Annotated in this window: 14 protein-coding genes and 1 pseudogene; 4 read left to right on the plus strand and 11 right to left on the minus strand. The window is 60.3% G+C overall.

Going from position 1 to position 17,179, the window contains the following annotated elements:
- The 4 genes and pseudogenes from ERE07_RS22110 to rpsL all read right to left on the minus strand — a co-directional run.
- Positions 1-81: pseudogene (locus ERE07_RS22110) on the minus strand (GTP-binding protein); the annotation flags it as partial.
- Between the two features lie 75 nt (positions 82-156).
- Positions 157-2,259, minus strand: coding sequence for an elongation factor G (fusA, locus tag ERE07_RS21025; RefSeq protein WP_130010987.1), 2,103 nt, complete (start codon positions 2,257-2,259; stop codon positions 157-159).
- A 15-nt stretch (positions 2,260-2,274) separates the two neighbouring features.
- On the minus strand, positions 2,275-2,745 hold the full coding sequence (gene rpsG, locus ERE07_RS21030; protein ID WP_130010988.1) for a 30S ribosomal protein S7: 471 nt from the start codon (positions 2,743-2,745) through the stop codon (positions 2,275-2,277).
- A gap of 137 nt (positions 2,746-2,882) precedes the next feature.
- Entirely contained in the window at positions 2,883-3,260 is a 378-nt protein-coding gene (rpsL, locus tag ERE07_RS21035; protein WP_130010989.1) for a 30S ribosomal protein S12, read from the minus strand.
- A gap of 531 nt (positions 3,261-3,791) precedes the next feature.
- On the opposite strand from rpsL, the gene ERE07_RS21040 reads away from it, so the two are divergent.
- From ERE07_RS21040 to ERE07_RS21050, 3 genes are read left to right on the plus strand one after another with little or no spacing between them, the layout of a single operon-like run.
- Positions 3,792-4,505: a response regulator transcription factor gene (locus ERE07_RS21040; protein WP_130010990.1), complete on the plus strand. Its 714-nt coding sequence runs from the start codon at positions 3,792-3,794 to the stop codon at positions 4,503-4,505.
- A complete protein-coding gene (locus ERE07_RS21045; protein WP_130010991.1) occupies positions 4,502-5,608 on the plus strand; it encodes a FecR family protein in 1,107 nt (368 codons plus the stop codon). The genes ERE07_RS21040 and ERE07_RS21045 overlap by 4 nt, the downstream gene beginning before the upstream one ends.
- Positions 5,609-5,615: 7 nt before the next feature.
- Positions 5,616-7,571, plus strand: a complete 1,956-nt coding sequence (locus tag ERE07_RS21050; RefSeq protein ID WP_130010992.1) for a CHASE2 domain-containing protein — start codon at positions 5,616-5,618, stop codon at positions 7,569-7,571.
- On the opposite strand, the gene nadB is transcribed toward ERE07_RS21050, so the two are convergent.
- The 7 genes from nadB to ERE07_RS21085 form a co-directional block, all read right to left on the minus strand.
- A complete protein-coding gene (gene nadB / locus ERE07_RS21055; protein ID WP_130010993.1) occupies positions 7,568-9,082 on the minus strand; it encodes an L-aspartate oxidase in 1,515 nt (504 codons plus the stop codon). The two genes, ERE07_RS21050 and nadB, sit on opposite strands and share 4 nt — an antisense overlap.
- Positions 9,079-10,215 carry a quinolinate synthase NadA gene (gene nadA / locus ERE07_RS21060; protein WP_130010994.1) on the minus strand — a complete coding sequence of 379 codons (1,137 nt, stop codon included), beginning with the start codon at positions 10,213-10,215 and terminating at the stop codon, positions 9,079-9,081. The genes nadB and nadA overlap by 4 nt, the downstream gene beginning before the upstream one ends.
- 207 nt (positions 10,216-10,422) lie before the next feature.
- Complete coding sequence (locus tag ERE07_RS21065; RefSeq protein ID WP_130010995.1) at positions 10,423-11,001, minus strand: peroxidase-related enzyme; 579 nt, start codon at positions 10,999-11,001, stop codon at positions 10,423-10,425.
- 41 nt (positions 11,002-11,042) lie between these two features.
- A complete protein-coding gene (gene acuI, locus ERE07_RS21070) occupies positions 11,043-12,035 on the minus strand; it encodes an acrylyl-CoA reductase (NADPH) (RefSeq protein WP_130010996.1) in 993 nt (330 codons plus the stop codon).
- A gap of 25 nt (positions 12,036-12,060) precedes the next feature.
- Positions 12,061-12,744, minus strand: a complete 684-nt coding sequence (gene acuR / locus ERE07_RS21075; protein WP_130010997.1) for an acrylate utilization transcriptional regulator AcuR — start codon at positions 12,742-12,744, stop codon at positions 12,061-12,063.
- 145 nt (positions 12,745-12,889) lie between these two features.
- Positions 12,890-13,366, minus strand: coding sequence for an NUDIX hydrolase (locus ERE07_RS21080; RefSeq protein ID WP_130010998.1), 477 nt, complete (start codon positions 13,364-13,366; stop codon positions 12,890-12,892).
- Positions 13,359-15,389: a sigma-54-dependent Fis family transcriptional regulator gene (locus tag ERE07_RS21085; protein WP_245153824.1), complete on the minus strand. Its 2,031-nt coding sequence runs from the start codon at positions 15,387-15,389 to the stop codon at positions 13,359-13,361. The genes ERE07_RS21080 and ERE07_RS21085 overlap by 8 nt, the downstream gene beginning before the upstream one ends.
- A gap of 243 nt (positions 15,390-15,632) precedes the next feature.
- Between ERE07_RS21085 and adh the strand changes: the two genes are divergently transcribed.
- Positions 15,633-17,162, plus strand: coding sequence for an aldehyde dehydrogenase (gene adh, locus ERE07_RS21090; protein WP_130010999.1), 1,530 nt, complete (start codon positions 15,633-15,635; stop codon positions 17,160-17,162).
- The last annotated feature ends 17 nt before the right edge of the window (positions 17,163-17,179 follow it).

Here is a 17,179-nt window from a genome sequence, read left to right on the forward strand (position 1 = left end):
AGTGGTCTTGCCGTGGTCAACGTGACCGATCGTGCCTACGTTGACGTGCGGTTTGGTCCGTTCAAACTTCTCTTTTGCCATGATTTATCCCATCAATGTTTTCAATGAAACAAAAAAAATGTCCTGCCCGACACGTGCGGGCAGGTGATTGATTAATTACTTGCCGCGCGCAGCGATGACTTCATCGGCTACGTTCCTGGGCGCCTCGGAGTAATGCTTGAACTCCATGGTGTAGGTAGCGCGACCTTGCGTTTGCGAACGCAGGTTGGTCGAGTACCCGAACATCTCGGCCAGAGGAACCTCGGCCTTGATGATCTTGCCGCCGCCAGGGATGTCATCCATGCCCTGGACCATGCCGCGACGGGAGGACAGATCGCCCATGACCGTGCCAGCGTAGTCTTCCGGCGTTTCGACTTCTACAGCCATCATGGGCTCGAGCAGCACAGGGCTGGCCTTGCGCATGCCGTCCTTGAAAGCCATGGAAGCTGCCATGCGGAACGCGTTTTCGTTCGAGTCCACATCGTGGTACGAACCGAAGAACAGCGTAACCTTGACGTCGACGACGGGGTAGCCAGCCACCACGCCTGCCGGCAAGGTTTCCTGGATGCCCTTGTCCACCGCGGGGATGTATTCGCGAGGCACCACACCGCCCTTGATGGCGTCGACGAACTCGTAGCCGCCGCCAGGAGGCAGGGGCTCGAGCTTGAGCACGACGTGACCGTACTGGCCGCGACCGCCCGACTGCTTGACGAACTTGCCTTCGATTTCTTCGCAGGTCTTGCGAATGGTTTCGCGGTAGGCCACCTGGGGTTTGCCCACGTTGGCTTCCACACCGAATTCACGGCGCATGCGGTCGACCAGCACTTCGAGGTGAAGCTCGCCCATACCGGAAATAATGGTCTGGCCGGACTCTTCGTCGCTGCGCACGCGGAAAGAAGGATCTTCCTGTGCCAGGCGAGAGAGCGCGACGCCCATTTTTTCCTGGTCGGCCTTGGTCTTGGGTTCGACGGCCTGCGAAATAACAGGCTCGGGGAACTCCATGCGCTCGAGCAGGATGTGCTGGCCGACGTCGCACAGGGTTTCGCCCGTGGTGACGTCTTTCAGGCCCACCACCGCAGCGATGTCGCCTGCCAGAACTTCCTTGATTTCGGCACGATTGTTGGCGTGCATCTGCAGGATGCGGCCAATGCGTTCCTTCTTGCTCTTGATCGGGTTGTAGACGGTTTCACCCGAATGCAGCACGCCCGAGTACACACGCACGAAGGTCAGCTGACCAACGAAGGGGTCGCTCATGAGCTTAAACGCCAGCGCGGAGAACTTGGCGTCGTCCGAAGCGGGCAGGCTGATCGGGTTGCCGTCGTCGTCCATGCCCTGGACCGGGGGAATATCCACCGGGGAAGGCAGGTAGTCGATGACGGCGTCGAGCATGCGCTGCACGCCCTTGTTCTTGAATGCAGTGCCGCACAGCATGGGCTGGATTTCGCCAGCAATGGTGCGCAGGCGCAGGCCAAGATTGATTTCGTCTTCGGAGAGCTCGCCTGATTCCAGGTATTTGTTCATGAGCTCTTCGTTGGCTTCGGCAGCCGACTCGACCAGCTTTTCGTGCCATTCAGCGGCTTCGTCCGCCAGCTCGGCGGGGATGTCGACGTAGTCGAACTTGGTGCCCTGGGAGGCTTCGTCCCAGATGATGCCCTTCATCTTGACCAGGTCGACCACACCCTTGAAAGTGTCTTCTGCGCCAATGGGGATCACCACCGGCACGGGGTTCGCTTTCAGGCGGGTCTTGAGCTGGTCATAGACCTTGAAGAAGTTCGCGCCGGTACGGTCCATCTTGTTGACGAAGGCCAGACGGGGAACCCCGTACTTGTTGGCCTGACGCCACACGGTTTCGGACTGGGGCTGCACGCCGCCGACAGCGCAGTACACCATGCAGGCGCCGTCGAGCACGCGCATGGAGCGTTCCACCTCGATGGTGAAGTCCACGTGTCCCGGGGTGTCGATGATGTTGATGCGGTGCTCGGGGCGGTTGCCCGCCATGCCACGCCAGAACGCAGTTGTTGCTGCCGAGGTAATGGTGATGCCGCGCTCTTGCTCCTGCTCCATCCAGTCCATGGTGGCCGAGCCTTCATGGGTTTCGCCAATCTTGTGGTTGACGCCGGTGTAGAACAGAATGCGCTCGGTGGTAGTGGTCTTCCCTGCATCGATGTGCGCGGAAATGCCAATATTGCGATAGCGCTCGATTGGGGTTTTGCGGGCCATGATTGTGTCCTTAGATTACCAACGGAAATGGCTGAATGCCTTGTTGGCCTCTGCCATCTTGTGCGTGTCCTCACGTTTTTTCATCGCACCGCCACGGCCTTCGGAGGCGTCAAGCAGTTCACCGGCCAGGCGCAGATCCATCGATTTCTCGCCGCGCTTCTTGGCTGCTTCGCGCAGCCAGCGCATGGCGAGCGCCAGGCGGCGCACAGGGCGCACTTCAACCGGCACTTGATAGTTCGCGCCACCGACACGGCGGCTTTTCACTTCGACGACAGGCTTGATGTTGTTGATCGCGGTGTTGAACACCTCGATAGGCTCCTTGCCAGTTTTAGCCTGAATCTGGTCAAACGCGCCGTAGATAATACGTTCGGCGACGGCTTTTTTGCCAGACAACATAACAACGTTCATGAATTTGGCGAGCTCTACGCTGCCAAACTTGGGGTCGGGGAGAATCTCACGTTTGGGAACTTCGCGACGACGAGGCATTTTTAACTTCCTTGTGACAGTTCAGTTGAACCACCCTTGGGGCGGCCACGATCATCCAGAAAGATGATCACTTACATGCCATGAACCGATGATCATGGCTGCACTGATACGACCAGACGAGCTGGACTGGGAAAAACTTAAGCTTTCTTGGGGCGTTTTGCGCCGTACTTGGAACGGGACTGCTTGCGATCCTTGACGCCCTGGAGGTCGAGGGAACCGCGCACGATGTGATAACGCACACCAGGCAAATCCTTGACACGGCCGCCGCGGACCAGAACCACGGAGTGTTCCTGAAGGTTGTGGCCTTCGCCGCCGATGTACGAAATGACTTCGAAACCGTTGGTAAGACGAACCTTGGCGACCTTGCGCAGTGCCGAGTTAGGCTTTTTGGGAGTAGTGGTGTACACGCGTGTGCAGACACCGCGACGCTGCGGGCAGTTTTCGAGCGCCGGGCTCTTGCTGCTGACAGTGCTGACTTCGCGCGGCTTGCGCACGAGTTGGCTAATGGTTGGCATGACCTTTACGCATCCTGTGACTTTTGCGCACCTGACGCTTGCGCGCCGGGTAGGCGTTTGAAAATAACGCCTGCCGCTGACACGAAGGAGCATGCTGAAAAACAGACAACATGGCTTGCATGGCAGCCTCAGGCGGTTTGCGCAAATACCGCCTGGCACGAAAGATACGTAAAAGAGCGGTCTTGCAACAAAGCTGGGGGGTTCAGGCAACGGATAAAACCCTGGCGCCGCATCAAAAAACACTGTTGCCAGTATGTTTTAACCCGTGTACACCAAAGAAATCACCTGTGCCTTGGCTACCTGATGGGGATCAAATTGGCAAGGAAACCCAAAAGGTAAGCTAGCCATAGTAACATGTGGCACGAAAAGCGGTCAATAACACCCTGTGATAATCCAATGCACGGGAAATAGTGCGGTAAATCCGCAACAGCCCTGTGTGGGCTGGGTCTGCGCCCTTGGCCTCGACATCCGGACGCATGCTAACGTAACATTGTTTTTCCTGTCGCTAAAATTTTCTCTTTCTCAGCCTTCATGCATATTGCTATTCTGGAGGATGACACTGCCCAGGCGCAACTAGTCCAGTCATACCTGAGCGACGCCGGTCATCAATCTACCTCCTTCAACACCGGCAAATCGATGCTCGCGGCGCTCGCCCGCGACCATGGTTTCAACATGTTGATTCTCGACTGGGAAGTGCCCGACATCTCCGGCCTGGATGTGCTGCGCTGGGTGCGCACCACGCTGGGGCAGGCGCTGCCTGTCCTGTTTCTCACCAGCCGTACGCATGAAGAAGACCTCGTGCAAGGCCTGCAGGCGGGCGCCGACGACTACATGATGAAACCGATTCGGCGCGGCGAGCTCACGGCCCGGGTCACGGCCCTGCTGCGCAGGATAGCGCCATCGCCCCAGCAGGAAGCGCCCTTTTCCCTGGCGGTATACGACATTGATCCCGCACAGGAGCGCATTTCGCTCAATGGCGAGGCTATCGAGCTGGCGCCCAAGGAATACGAGCTTGCTTTGCTCTTTTTCCACAATCCGGATCGCCTGTTTTCGCGCGACGTGCTCAGCAGCAAGGTTTGGAACCGCGAGATTCCGGCCACCTCCCGCACGCTCGATACGCATCTCTCAAATATCCGCCGCAAGCTCCAGCTCCGGCCTGAACATGGCGTCCGGCTGGTGTCGTCCTACGCGCTCGGCTATCGCCTGGAGCTGCTTGCGAACCAACAGGAAGCCTCCGCTTTATGATTTTTGTTCCATCGCTTCACCGCTGCCTGGCGGCCCTGGCAGCCATGTGTGTGCTTGGTTTGGCCCCGTTGGCTTCCCAGGCTCAGCCAGCGGGCGCCGATGGCGACAACTTCCTGTATCGCGCCGTCGCCGGCGATACCCTGATCGACCTGGCAAAGCGCTACACCGACAATCCCGCCAACTGGATCACGTTGCAGTCGCTGAACCAGGTTGCCGACCCAACCCGTCTGCCAATCGCCAAGCAACTGAAGATTCCTTTCGCCCTGATCCCGGAAGTTCCGGCGCCGGCTACGGTCAATCACGTCAAGGGCCAGGCGGATGTGAACGGGGCGCCCGCCACCCTGAACAGCCAGGTCAACGAAGGCGATGTCATCAAGACGGGTCCCAATGGCTTCGTCACCCTCCAATTGGCTGACGACAGCGCAATGTCCATCCCCCCTGGCTCGCATCTGGTGGTTGAACGCCTCAGGGCATTCAAGGGAACAGGGCTGATCGACTCCATACTGGATGTCCGTTCCGGCGGGCTGGAATCCGAAGTCGCCCCCGCCGACACAGGCGTGGGGCGGTTTGAGATCCGCACGCCGGTCAGTGTCACCGGCGTGCGAGGCACCCGCCTGCGTGTCCGTTCGGCCCAAGACGGCTCGCAAAGCGAGGTCCTCCACGGCCGCGCCCACTTGGCCACATCCGGCAAGCAAGCCGCTGTCCTGCGCCGCGGCGAGGGTGCCGCCACCAGCGCATCCGGGGACTTCCTTGGCGTCAGGCCCCTGCTGCCCGCCCCGCAACTGGCCGCACCCACCCGCGGCGGACAAGGCTGGGTCACCCGGTTTCCGGCGGTGCCAGGCGCACAGGCTTATCTCGTCCAGGTTGCCCAGGACGACGCTGGCACGCAATTGATCTCCAGCAAGCGTTTTGACAGCCCCGAAGTCACCTACGGCGCCCAGGGCACGGGCACCTTCTATGTCCGCGTGCGCGCCATCGACGGCGACGGCGTCATGGGCGAGGATGCTGTCCTGTCCTTTCCAGGACAGCCGGCACTAAGTACCGCCTTTGGTCTGCCTGTTTTCACGGGTTACGGTGATGCCGTCGCCCTGAGGGCCGACTAGGCAAGTCATGGCAGGCGCCGATCGCGTCGCGCGCAGCGACTTCTGGGGTAGCCTGGAGCGACGCGTTTACGCTGAATGGCTGGCCGTTACCCTCTTTATGCTGCTGACAACGGCCCTGCTCAGCCTGTTCAGCGCCGAAATCGGCATTACGCGGCTGGACGACACGTTCTATGATCGGGCGCTGTCCGTGACAACCCGGCCCGAGCCCGACAAGAACATCGTCATTATCGCGATAGACGACAGCAGCATTGAGGAGATCGGCTATTGGCCCTGGCGCCGGGCCCTGCATGCGCGCCTGCTCGACAAACTCGGCAATGCGCGGGTCGTGGCGTTTGACGTACTGCTCAGCGACTATAACCCGGCCTATCCCCACGACGATCAGATGCTGGCGAGAGCCATGTCGCGCAACGGAAAAGTCGTACTGCCGATGATGATCACCAATGACAATCGCCAGGCCATTGCGCCGCTGTTGGTACTTGCCAATGCCAGTGCCGGCATGGGCTATATCAATGTCTATCCCGATAACGACGGCGTCGTGCGCTCCCTGACCGCCTATCGCCAACTGCTCGACGGACAGGGCGCCGAGCATTTTCTGCTGGCCATGCTCAAGGTCGCCAATACGCCTGAACACATGACCGCTGCGGGCAAAGCCGGTGAACCGCTCTTCATTCCCTATCATGGTCCTCCAGGAAGCTACTCCATTTACCCTTACGCGAACGTGCTCAGCGGTCAGATCCCGCCCTCTGTCTTCGACAACAAGTATGTATTGGTGGGGTCCTGGGGATCAGGTTTGGGTGACGACTTTCCCACACCAGTGTCGAGTTCGGGCCGCCCCATGGCGGGCGTCGAAATTCTGGCAAACGGATTGCAGGGCCTGATGACGGGGAACTGGATCCGAACGCCTGCGCCCTGGCTTGCCGCCCTCTTGTCCTGTCTTCCTGTGCTGCTGGCCTGCCTGGCCTTCCGTCGCCTGTCTCCCCGCCGTTCTTTTGTTGCTGCCGCTGCGGCATTCCTGCTCATTCTTGCTGGCTGTGTTTTGTTCATACAGTTGTTCAGCCTCTGGATTCCCATTACCGCCAGCCTGTTCGGCGTTGCCCTGGCGTTCCCGGTATGGAGCTGGCGCAGCCAGGAGGCGTCGCTGCAGCACATCGACCGCGAGCTCCAGACACTGAATCGCGAGCGCGCGGCGCTGGGCGACGAAGTCTCCATACCCGAAACCCGCAGCCGCGATGGCTCGCTGTCAGCCCGGGTCACCCAATTGCACAGCGCCATCGCCCAGTTGCGCATTGCCCGCAGCAACCGCGAAGAAACCCTGCGCTTTCTGTCGCACGACATGCGCTCACCCCAGAACTCCATATTGGCGCTTACGCAGTTGCAGCAAAGGCCCGAGACCGCACTTGATCAAGCGGAACTCCTGTGCCGCGTCAACAGCTATGCAAACAGAACGCTGAATCTGGTCGACGGCTTTGTGCACCTTGCGCGCGCCGAAGCCATGCAGATGCATTTCTCGCAGCAGGATCTGGTCGAACTGCTGAACCAATCCATCGATGAGTTATGGCCGCGCGCCCGCCAGCGCAACATCGACATCGTCGGCCAGGACCTGCCCGATATTGCCTGGATCAACGGCGACGCGCCATTGATAGGGCGTGCCCTGTGCAATCTGATCGACAATGCCATCAAGTACAGTGCCGACCATACCCAGGTCATATGCCGCATCGAGCGTTCGGGAAACACCTGGCGTGTTTGCATACGCGACCAGGGGCGGGGCATCAGCGCCGCCCAGATCTCAACGCTGTTTCAGCCATTTACGCGCGCGGATGAACACCGCCGCGACAATCCGAGCGGCGCAGGGCTCGGCCTGGCCTTTGTACGCACGGTCGTCGAGCGGCATGGGGGCAGGGCCTTTGTGGAAAGCACCGAAGGCGAGGGATCGCTGTTTGTTCTGGTGTTCCCTGCCGCCTAAGTTCCGTCAATGCGCTGATGCAGTCCGCAGCTTTCTCGTCGCAGCAGCGCGGCATCAACGATCAGCGCCGCGGCATCCAGCATGTTGCGCAGCTCCAGTCGTTCGCGCAGCGAATCCGCCCAGCGGGCAGGCAGGCCCAGCTGATCCTGCCATTGTCGGATTTGCCTGCCCGCCCGCTCCAGCGTCGATCCGTGGCGCAATAGCCCCGCAGCGGTGTCCATCAGTGTTTGCAGCTGCATGCGTACCGCCTGGGCGTCTATTTGCGCACGAACCTCGGCGGCTGCGGCGGCGTCGGTTGATTTCGGCGCAGTGACAGACCGCGCAGACTTGGCCAGATGGTTCGCCAGCGCGCGCCCCGTTGCCACGCACTCCAGCAGGGAGTTGCTGGCCAGTCGGTTGGCGCCGTGCAATCCTGTGCATGCTGTTTCCCCAAGCGCATACAGGCCTGGCACGGAGCTGCGCCCCACGGTATCGGTGGCCACGCCGCCGCAACTGTAATGCGCGGCGGGCGCAACAGGAATACCGTCGCGGCGCACATCAACGCCATAGTCGAGACAGCGCTGCAGAATCATCGGGAAATGCGCTTCGATAAACGCGGCGTCGCGATGCGTGATGTCCAGCAATACATGGTCCAGGCCATGCGTTTGCATTTCGTGCGCGATGGCTCTCGCGACAATGTCGCGTGGCGCCAGCTCCGCGCGCGCGTCATGCGCAGGCATAAACCGTGTGCCATCTGGCCGTCGCAAGAATGCGCCTTCTCCGCGCAAGGCTTCCGAGATCAGGAAGGCGGGCGCGCCAGGCAGCGCGAGGCAGGTGGGATGGAACTGTATGAATTCAAGATGGCGCATGGCCGCGCCCGCGCGCGACGCGATACCAATGCCGTCGGCAGTGGCGCAGGCGGGATTGCTGGTCTTGGAATAAAGGTGTCCGAGCCCGCCTGTCGCGAGCACAACATGCGGCGACACGAACGCCTTTTGGCAAAAGTGCTTCTGGTCGAATGCCAGAAGGCCGGCAATCCCCGCGTCCGCGTCGGGCGCAGCGCACAGGTCTATTGCCAGCATATGCTCATGAATGATCACGTTCGGCCGCTGTCTGAGCTGCGCGTGCAGCGCCTTCATGATGGCATGCCCACTGGCATCGCCCGCATGCACAATGCGCCGCTGGCTGTGCCCGCCTTCGCGGGTGAGGTGCAGGCGCTGCTGCGCATCGCGACTGAAGGCCACACCCTGCGAGCACAGCCAATCCAGGCTGGCGGGCCCCTGCGCCACGATGTGTTGAACCACGGCCTCGTCGCAAAGCCCCGCGCCCGCGACCCGGGTATCCTGCACATGCTGCGCCAGACTGTCGTCGGCACTCAACACTGCGGCGATGCCGCCTTGCGCCCGATCGCTTGCGCAAAGGTCGAGCTGGTCTTTTGCCAACAGCGCAATGCGCAGTTGGGGCGGCAATGACAATGCCACTGTCACGCCGGCCAGCCCGGCACCAACAATTACAACGTCATAATGCATCATGCAGCGCCGACATGTTCAAACAGCGGCATATCTGTTTCAAGATCGCCCGTTGCCTGCACGGCCTGGCCGCGCTGCCGCGCAAATTGCAGCATGCGCTCAACTGAACGCCTTGCCCCGTGTGCCAGCGTCTCGTCCACCTGTACTTCGTGGCGGCGATGTTCCAGCGTATCCTGCAATTGCTCCAGCGTGTTCAGCGCCATCCAGGGACAAAACGCGCAGCTCTTGCAACTGGCGCCATGCCCCGCGGTGGGCGCCGCGATAAATGTCTTGCCTGGCGCCTGGCCTCGCATCGCATGCAGAATGCCCTGATCCGTCGCCACGATGAACGTGTCGGCCGCGCTCTTTGACGCGGCCTGTATCAGTTGCGTAGTGGACCCGACCACATCGGCCAGCGCAATGACGCTGGCTGGGGATTCCGGATGCACCAGTACAGGCGCCTCCGGGTGGGTTTTCTTGAGTTCGGCCAGCTCATTGCCCTTGAACTCATCATGCACGATGCAGGATCCTTGCCACAGTATCATGTCGGCGCCAGTCTGCTGCTGCACATAAGCGCCCAGGTGACGATCCGGCGCCCAAAGGATTTTTTCGCCGCGCCCATGCAGATGGCGCACGATATCCAGCGCGATGGACGAGGTAACCACCCAGTCTGCCCGCGCCTTGATGGCTGCGCTGGTATTGGCATAAACGACCACGGTGTGATCAGGGTGAGCATCGCAGAATGCGTTGAAATCATCCGGCTGACAGCCCAGGTCCAGCGAACAGCTGGCTTGATCATCAATAATGTAAACATGCTTTTCCGGGCTCAGTATCTTGGCGGTTTCCGCCATGAAGCTCACCCCCGCCACAATCACCGTACTGGCAGGATGTTCTTTGCCGAATCGGGCCATTTCCAGCGAGTCGCCAACGCATCCTCCTGTGGCCAGCGCCAGATCCTGGACCTCTGGCTCGGTGTAATAATGCGCCACCAGTACCGCATCGCGGGCCCGCAGCAGCGCCTCCAGATGCGCACGCTGGGGCGGGGTTTGCGATGAGGTCGCCGCAATGTTCAGCCATGCCTGCCCCGGCTGCGTGTTCAGCGCGTCGGGCGTGCCCTTCTGGATCTGGCAATGATCAAATACCACTGACTTGCGCATGCTTGCTCTCCACCAATCGATCATCTCGTAATAATGCTCATAATGAGCATTTGTAGGAAAATAAAAAACGCGCAGGACGCGTTATCGTTATGCTTAACTTGAGCATAAATCGATTCTGGCGGAAACTCAAGTAAAGAATGTTTCTTCGTTTCGTTGCGTGCGCAGTCCGGACAGGCCTGCCCGGGCTGCGCACAGTTTATTGTGTGCTTATCTTCCCAACGTATAGAACTCGTCGTTAGGCCGCATGCTCGTCGTGTTGGCCAAACGATTGGACATGCCAAAGAAAGCCGAAATGGCGGCGATATCCCAGGCGTCTTCGTCGTCGAAACCATGCTGCTTGAGCGTCGCGAGGTCGGCATCGCCGACCTCGCCTGAACGCTGCGACACCTTCATGGCAAAATCCAGCATGGCTTTTTGCCTGTCGGTAATATCGGCCTTGCGGTAGTTCACCGCAACCTGCTCGGCGAGCAGCGGATTCTTGGCGCGTATGCGCAAGATTGCGCCATATGCAACCACGCAATACTGGCACTCGTTGGCATTGCTGGTGGCCAGCACAATCATCTCGCGTTCCGCCTTGCTGAGGTTGCCGGGCTTGTCCATCAGGGCATCGTGATAGGCGAAGAAAGCGCGAAACTCATCGGGCCTGTGCGCGAGCACAAGAAACACATTTGGAATAAAGCCAGATTTTTCCTGCACGGCGAGCATGCGCTCGCGTATATCGTCGGGCAGTTCCGACAGTTCAGGAATGGGAAATCTGCCTATGCGAGGCGCGTGTTCTTGTTTCATGGGTGTACTCCGGAGTGGATGCTGACGCTTTGTCTGGGTGATTATGGGTGTTGCGGATGCACGGGCACGATGACGCGGCCTCGTATTTCTCCATTCATCAATCGCTCGGCAGCGGGTACGACGTCTTGCAGGGAAATGTCATGCACGACGTCGGTGAGCTTGTTGGGGTCCAGATCCTGCGACAACCGCCGCCATGCCTCCAGCCGATCTTCCTTTGGACACATGACGCTGTCGATGCCGGCCAGCGTAATGCCTCGCAAGATAAACGGGGCCACTGTCGCAGGCAACGACATGCCGGCAGCCAGACCGCAGGCAGCCACCGTTCCCCGGTACATGAGTGAGGCACAAACATTGGCCAGCACATGCCCGCCCGCCACATCCACCGCGCCGGCCCACCGTTCTTTTGCGAGCGGCTTGCCCGGTTCTGTGAACTCGGCTCTATCCAACACTTCTTGCGCGCCCAGCGAGCGCAGATAATCCGCTTCGTGAGGGCGCCCCGTCACGGCGGCAACGTGATAGCCCAGCCTGGCGAGCACAGCAACCGCAACACTTCCTACCCCGCCCGCCGCACCCGTCACGAGCACCGGGCCTTTGTCTGGTGTTACACCGTGGCGCTCGAGTGCCATCACGCACAACATGGCGGTGTAGCCCGCCGTGCCAAGTCCCATTGCCTGCCGCAGCGTGAACGGCGCCTGCAAGGGAACCAGCCAGTCGCCATTGACACGCGCCAGCTCGGCCAAACCGCCCCAATGCTTTTCGCCCACGCCCCAGCCATTGAGCACGACCTTGTCGCCCGGTTTGTAGGCGGCATCATCCGACTGCTCGACCACGCCCGAAAAGTCGATCCCCGGCACCATGGGAAAGCTGCGCACGACGGGCGACTTGCCTGTGATCGCCAGCGCATCTTTGTAATTCAGCGTGGAATAAGCCACCCGTACCGTCACGTTGCCGGCCGGCAAGGCGGTCTCGTCCAATCGCTCGAGACTGGCCTTTTGCTGCGTGTCGTCTTTATTTATCAGAATTGCCTGAAACACGAGTTTCTCCTCCATGCGTGAATGTTCAAACTGACGATGCTGGTCGCCGATGGGAATGCGCGCTTAACGCTGAAAAGAACCCATCGGCAAAAGTATCCAGCGGCTCGGCACTATGTTCGAGCTTGGCGCGCAAGACCGCGCCTTCCCATCCGATCCAGAAAAACGCCGCCAGTCGCTCGCAGTCGGCATCGCCGGCAAGGTATTGCTCCTGCTGGGCTTGGCGCAAACAGCGCGCCGTCCGCATTTGCCAATCGGCAAGCACCGCGACCAGCTGCGCGCGAAATGGCTCAGGCAAGGCACCCATTTCCTGCCCCAGATTGCCAACCAGGCATCCTCGCCGGAATCCATGCCGGGCCATTCCTTCCTTGGCGTCTTCGATGAAATCTTTCAAGCGCTGCAACGGCGCGCGCGCCTCGTTGGTCAACCAATGATCCAGCTTGCGGGCGAAGTAGTCGGCATACGCGTCGATCAGGGCATGACCAAACGCGGCCTTGCTCTCGAAGTAATAGTAGAAAGAGCCTTTAGGCACACTGACCGAGCTCAGAATCTCATCAAGCCCAACGGATGAATATCCCTTCTCCGTGAGGATGGCGACACCCGCTCTGATGAGACTGGCGCGCGTCTCGCCGTGACTGGCCTCGTTCTTTGGGGGCCGCCCACGCGCGCGGGTGGCCGGCGATGCGCGCTTGCTGGGTTCTGATGGTTTCATCGACAAGCCCTCTTAGGTTATTCACTGGAGATCCTGCCAGCCCACGGCCAGTCAGTATCGCGGTCATATTCTGCGCAGGCTTGTTTATATATTAGACCGATCGTCTATAAAAATCCAGCAAGAACGTGCAAGCTGAACCTTTTTCTCAGGGGCCCTCACTCTCGATCACCTGGGCCGCCAAACGCAACACTTCCTGAACCCCAGAGCTCGTCACCAGTGAGGGGCTGTCGATCTCATCCAGACTGAACCATCGCGCCTCAAGGGCATCATCCCCGGCGACAGGTTCGCCGGCAATCCAGCGGCACAAGACGGCGATGAGCACAAACTGCTGCCGCAAATGCCCCTCATCAGAACGATCAAAGACATCGATCGCCGTAAAGCTGCGGCGCGCTTGGGCACGTACAGCGGTTTCTTCAAAGAGCTCTCTTTCAGCCGCGGTATTCACCGTTTCGCCTATGTTCATCTTCCCGCCAGGAAAACCCCAGTACCCCGCATCGGGCGGATTGGCACGACGTACGAGCAACACCTGATGACCCCTGAGAACCACCGAGATGGTTGCGGGAACCGGGCGCCGGACCAGGCTTTTTTGCGCAGGATCCGCAGGTTGCTGCGTTTCAGGCATCCAGTTTCCTGCCTCCCGCGCCGATGTGCCGATACAAGGTGCTTCGATGCACGCCCAGTTCGCGCGCGGCGCGGCTCATATTGCCGCCGCAGGCAGCCAAGGTGCTCTGCATCAGGTGCAGCGTCAGGGATTTAAGAGGCTGCTGCCCCTCGCTTGTCCTGGCGCGGGCGGAATGTTCTGCCTGCATGCAGACGTCTTCGATGACCTGAAAACCCGGCGGCAGGCCGCTCTCGCCCGTAACCGTGATATCCCGAAGTGATGGCCCTTTGCCAAGACTGGATTCATCGTCATGGCGGACCATGGGCCAGCGGATCTCCGCCGGCAACATCTCCATATCCACCCTGCCGGACGGTTTTCCCAGTATGTGCAGCGTTTTCAGCAGGGCGACCAGTTGCCTGTAATTGCCGGGCCAATCATAGGCGAGCAGCGCCTCTTCGATATCGGGCGGAAGCGTCAGCGTAGCCGTCTCGGCTGCCCATAATGTACGCACGAGTTCACGCTTGTCTGTGCGCATGCGCAACGGCGCGAGCCGCACCGTATATTCGGCGATGCGGAAATACAGATCGGCACGCATCGCGGTATCGCTTGTCTCGGGCGACAGGCAGCGATGCGTGGCGCAGACTAGCGCGAAATCCACCGGAACCGCACGGCCACCCCCCAAAGGGGAAACTTCCCGCGTTTGCAGCACACGCAATAGCCTGGCCTGCAAGTGCGATGGCATGTCGCCGATCTCATCGAGAAAAAGCACGCCGCCATGAGCCTGCCGCAGCAAGCCCTTGCTGCCCTGCTTGCGGGCACCCGTGAACGCCCCGTCTTCATAGCCAAACAGCTCCGACTCTATCAGGCTTTCCGGCAGCGCCGCACAATTGACGGCGACAAAAGGCTGATCAGCCCGTTGGCTGCGGGCATGCAACTGGCGCGCGAACACCTCTTTCCCCACACCCGTTTCCCCTTGCAGCAAAATGGCGACGCCCGCATCGCACAATCGCACGGCGCGAGCGAGCGCGTTCAGCGTGGATGCATCATAGGCCGGGCGGGGCAAGGGCTTTTGTGTGGCGGGCGGCGAGTGGTGCAGGGCAGACTGCGGGATGTCATCCGCAAAGGCCCCGGGGGAACGGGACATCGTTGCCGCGCAACGCGCGGGCTGCTGCAACGCGACATAAAATTGCTGCCCCGCATGGGTACGCAACACGCCGTGCCCGATCTCTGACCTGTGATCAAACAAATCATCATAGCGGTAGACGCCCAGGGCAACATCATCGAGGGACAACAAGGCTCGCGCCCGCCGGTTGGCGCCCACCACGATGCCGTCACGCAAGGCGAGGATGCCTTCCTGCGGCGTATCACGCTGTGCCACATCGGTATACAGGCGCAGCAAGGAGCAATCGGCAAACGCACCGACAAACAGGCTGCGCTCGATCTGCGCGGCCGCGAGCGCAATCAGGCCCATGGCATGGTGATGGTCATGCCCCGCATCGCCAGACAGATCCAGAATGCCTTGTGTTTTGCCCGAGGGATCGATGATGGGTATGGCGGCGCAAGTGAGGATGCGATTTGGCGCAAAGTAATGTTCTTCTCCGTGAACCACGATGGGCTGCCCTTCCACCAACGCCGTACCGATGGCATTGGTGCCCGCGGCGCCTTCATCCCAGGGCGCTCCTGGCATCAGCGCAACGCGGGAGGCTCGGCTGGCGAAATCGCTCGCGCCGACGCTGTCCAGCACCAGGCCATTGGCGTCGGCCAGAATAATCAGGCTGCCTGTCCGCCGTGCCTCGCGATGCAGCAAGGCAAGCGTGGGGCGGCTCAAGCGGCGCAATCGCTCGTGGCGCGCGCGCAAATCCATCAGTTCGGCGTGTGTCATGGGCTCTTGTCGGCGCGTGCCATGCATCTCGTGGCCAAGCTCGGCGCAACGGCGCCAGGATCTTAGGATAGGTTCGGCAACCATGCCGCTCGGTACCGCGCCCTGCTCGCTGAACAGCCTGCGTGCATGGGCCAGCGCGTGACGACGGGACTCGATCATCATGGAATGTCTCCTTGAGTGGCGTTCTGCGACACCTGTTCCTTCTGGGTGTCGCAAAAAGCAACACTTCGGCGTTAGTCGCGACAGATTCGGCGACACCTGCACATCGAAAGTTCATTCACTTTCGCATGCAAATGGCCCGCTTGTCCAGCCTTGGCGCGAGGTGTCAAAACTGGCATAGCGATTGCTTGAATTAACCATAGGCGGATAACGCCACGACCACCCACATATTCAGGAGACCGCACTATGGATACCGCAACCCGCATCGCCCCGGATACCTACGGCACCACAATAGATATCAAGACTGAGTATGGCAACTTCATTGGCGGCGACTGGCATGCGCCGGTCGAAGGCGAATACTTTGACAACATCACGCCAGTCACCGGACAGGTGCTGACCCGCCATGCGCGATCCGGCGCCAAAGACATTGAAAAGGCGCTGGATGCCGCGCACAAGGCTGCACCCCAGTGGGGCGCAACGGCGCCAGCGGAACGCGCGCGCATGCTGTTCAAGATCGCGGATGCGATCGAAGCCAATCTCGAGATGCTGGCCACCATTGAAACCTGGGATAACGGCAAGCCCATACGCGAAACCCGCGCGGCCGACATCCCTTTGGCGGCTGATCATTTCCGTTATTTTGCATCCGCAATCCGTTCCCAGGAAGGCAGTCTTTCGGAGATCGATGCCGACACGGTTGCTTATCATTTTCACGAGCCGCTAGGTGTCGTCGGGCAGATCATCCCCTGGAACTTTCCCATTTTGATGGCTGCGTGGAAACTCGCTCCCGCGCTGGCCGCCGGCAACTGCGTCGTGCTCAAGCCAGCCGAGCAAACGCCGCTGGGAATTCTCAAGTTTGCGGAACTCGTTGCCGACATTCTGCCCGCAGGTGTACTCAATATCGTCACCGGGTTTGGTGTAGAGGCCGGCAAGCCACTGGCATCGAACAAGCGCATCGCCAAAATCGCCTTCACCGGCGAAACCACGACGGGCCGGCTCATCATGCAGTACGCGTCCCAGAATATCATTCCCGTGACGCTGGAGCTGGGCGGCAAGTCACCCAATATTTTCTTCGAGGATGTCGCCGCGCAGGACGATGATTTTTTCGACAAAGCCATAGAAGGCTTTGTGATGTTCGCGCTGAACCAGGGCGAAGTCTGCACATGCCCGAGCCGTGCGCTCATCCAGGAATCCATCTACGACCGCTTTATGGAACGCGCACTCAAACGCGTGGAAGCAATCAAGCAAGGCAACCCGCTGGACGCCGACACGATGATGGGTGCGCAAGCCTCCAGCGAGCAGATGGAAAAAATCCTGTCCTATCTTGATATTGGCCGTCAGGAAGGCGCTGACGTACTGACCGGCGGCGCCAGGGCCACCCTGGAGGGCGGGCTCAAGGACGGCTACTACGTTCAGCCCACCGTCTTCAAAGGCCATAATCGCATGCGCGTGTTCCAGGAGGAGATCTTCGGCCCGGTCGTGGCCGTCACGACCTTCAAGGATGCCGACGACGCGCTGTCCATCGCCAACGACACGCTGTACGGCCTGGGCTCGGGCGTCTGGTCGCGTGATGCCAATACGTGCTACCGCATGGGACGCGCCATCAAAGCGGGCCGTGTATGGACGAACTGCTACCATGCCTATCCGGCGCATGCGGCGTTCGGGGGCTACAAGCAGTCTGGCATAGGCCGCGAAACCCACAAGATGATGCTTGATCATTATCAGCAGACCAAGAACATGCTGGTGAGCTACAGCCCCAAGAAGCTGGGTTTCTTCTGACATCAGGCCCCTGAATC

Source organism: Allopusillimonas ginsengisoli, from assembly GCF_004153455.1.
Lineage (GTDB): Bacteria > Pseudomonadota > Gammaproteobacteria > Burkholderiales > Burkholderiaceae_B > Allopusillimonas > Allopusillimonas ginsengisoli.

Bases quoted from the DNA above. Each gene is read 5' to 3' on its own strand.
- adh (WP_130010999.1), top strand. From the start codon at position 15,633: ATGGATACCGCAACCCGCATCGCCCCGGATACCTACGGCACCACAATA.
- ERE07_RS21045 (WP_130010991.1), top strand. From the start codon at position 4,502: ATGATTTTTGTTCCATCGCTTCACCGCTGCCTGGCGGCCCTGGCAGCC.
- ERE07_RS21040 (WP_130010990.1), top strand. From the start codon at position 3,792: ATGCATATTGCTATTCTGGAGGATGACACTGCCCAGGCGCAACTAGTC.
- nadA (WP_130010994.1), bottom strand. From the start codon at position 10,215: ATGCGCAAGTCAGTGGTATTTGATCATTGCCAGATCCAGAAGGGCACG.
- ERE07_RS21065 (WP_130010995.1), bottom strand. From the start codon at position 11,001: ATGAAACAAGAACACGCGCCTCGCATAGGCAGATTTCCCATTCCTGAA.
- ERE07_RS21050 (WP_130010992.1), top strand. From the start codon at position 5,616: ATGGCAGGCGCCGATCGCGTCGCGCGCAGCGACTTCTGGGGTAGCCTG.
- acuR (WP_130010997.1), bottom strand. From the start codon at position 12,744: ATGAAACCATCAGAACCCAGCAAGCGCGCATCGCCGGCCACCCGCGCG.
- nadB (WP_130010993.1), bottom strand. From the start codon at position 9,082: ATGATGCATTATGACGTTGTAATTGTTGGTGCCGGGCTGGCCGGCGTG.
- ERE07_RS21085 (WP_245153824.1), bottom strand. From the start codon at position 15,389: ATGATGATCGAGTCCCGTCGTCACGCGCTGGCCCATGCACGCAGGCTG.
- fusA (WP_130010987.1), bottom strand. From the start codon at position 2,259: ATGGCCCGCAAAACCCCAATCGAGCGCTATCGCAATATTGGCATTTCC.
- ERE07_RS21080 (WP_130010998.1), bottom strand. From the start codon at position 13,366: ATGCCTGAAACGCAGCAACCTGCGGATCCTGCGCAAAAAAGCCTGGTC.
- rpsG (WP_130010988.1), bottom strand. From the start codon at position 2,745: ATGCCTCGTCGTCGCGAAGTTCCCAAACGTGAGATTCTCCCCGACCCC.
- rpsL (WP_130010989.1), bottom strand. From the start codon at position 3,260: ATGCCAACCATTAGCCAACTCGTGCGCAAGCCGCGCGAAGTCAGCACT.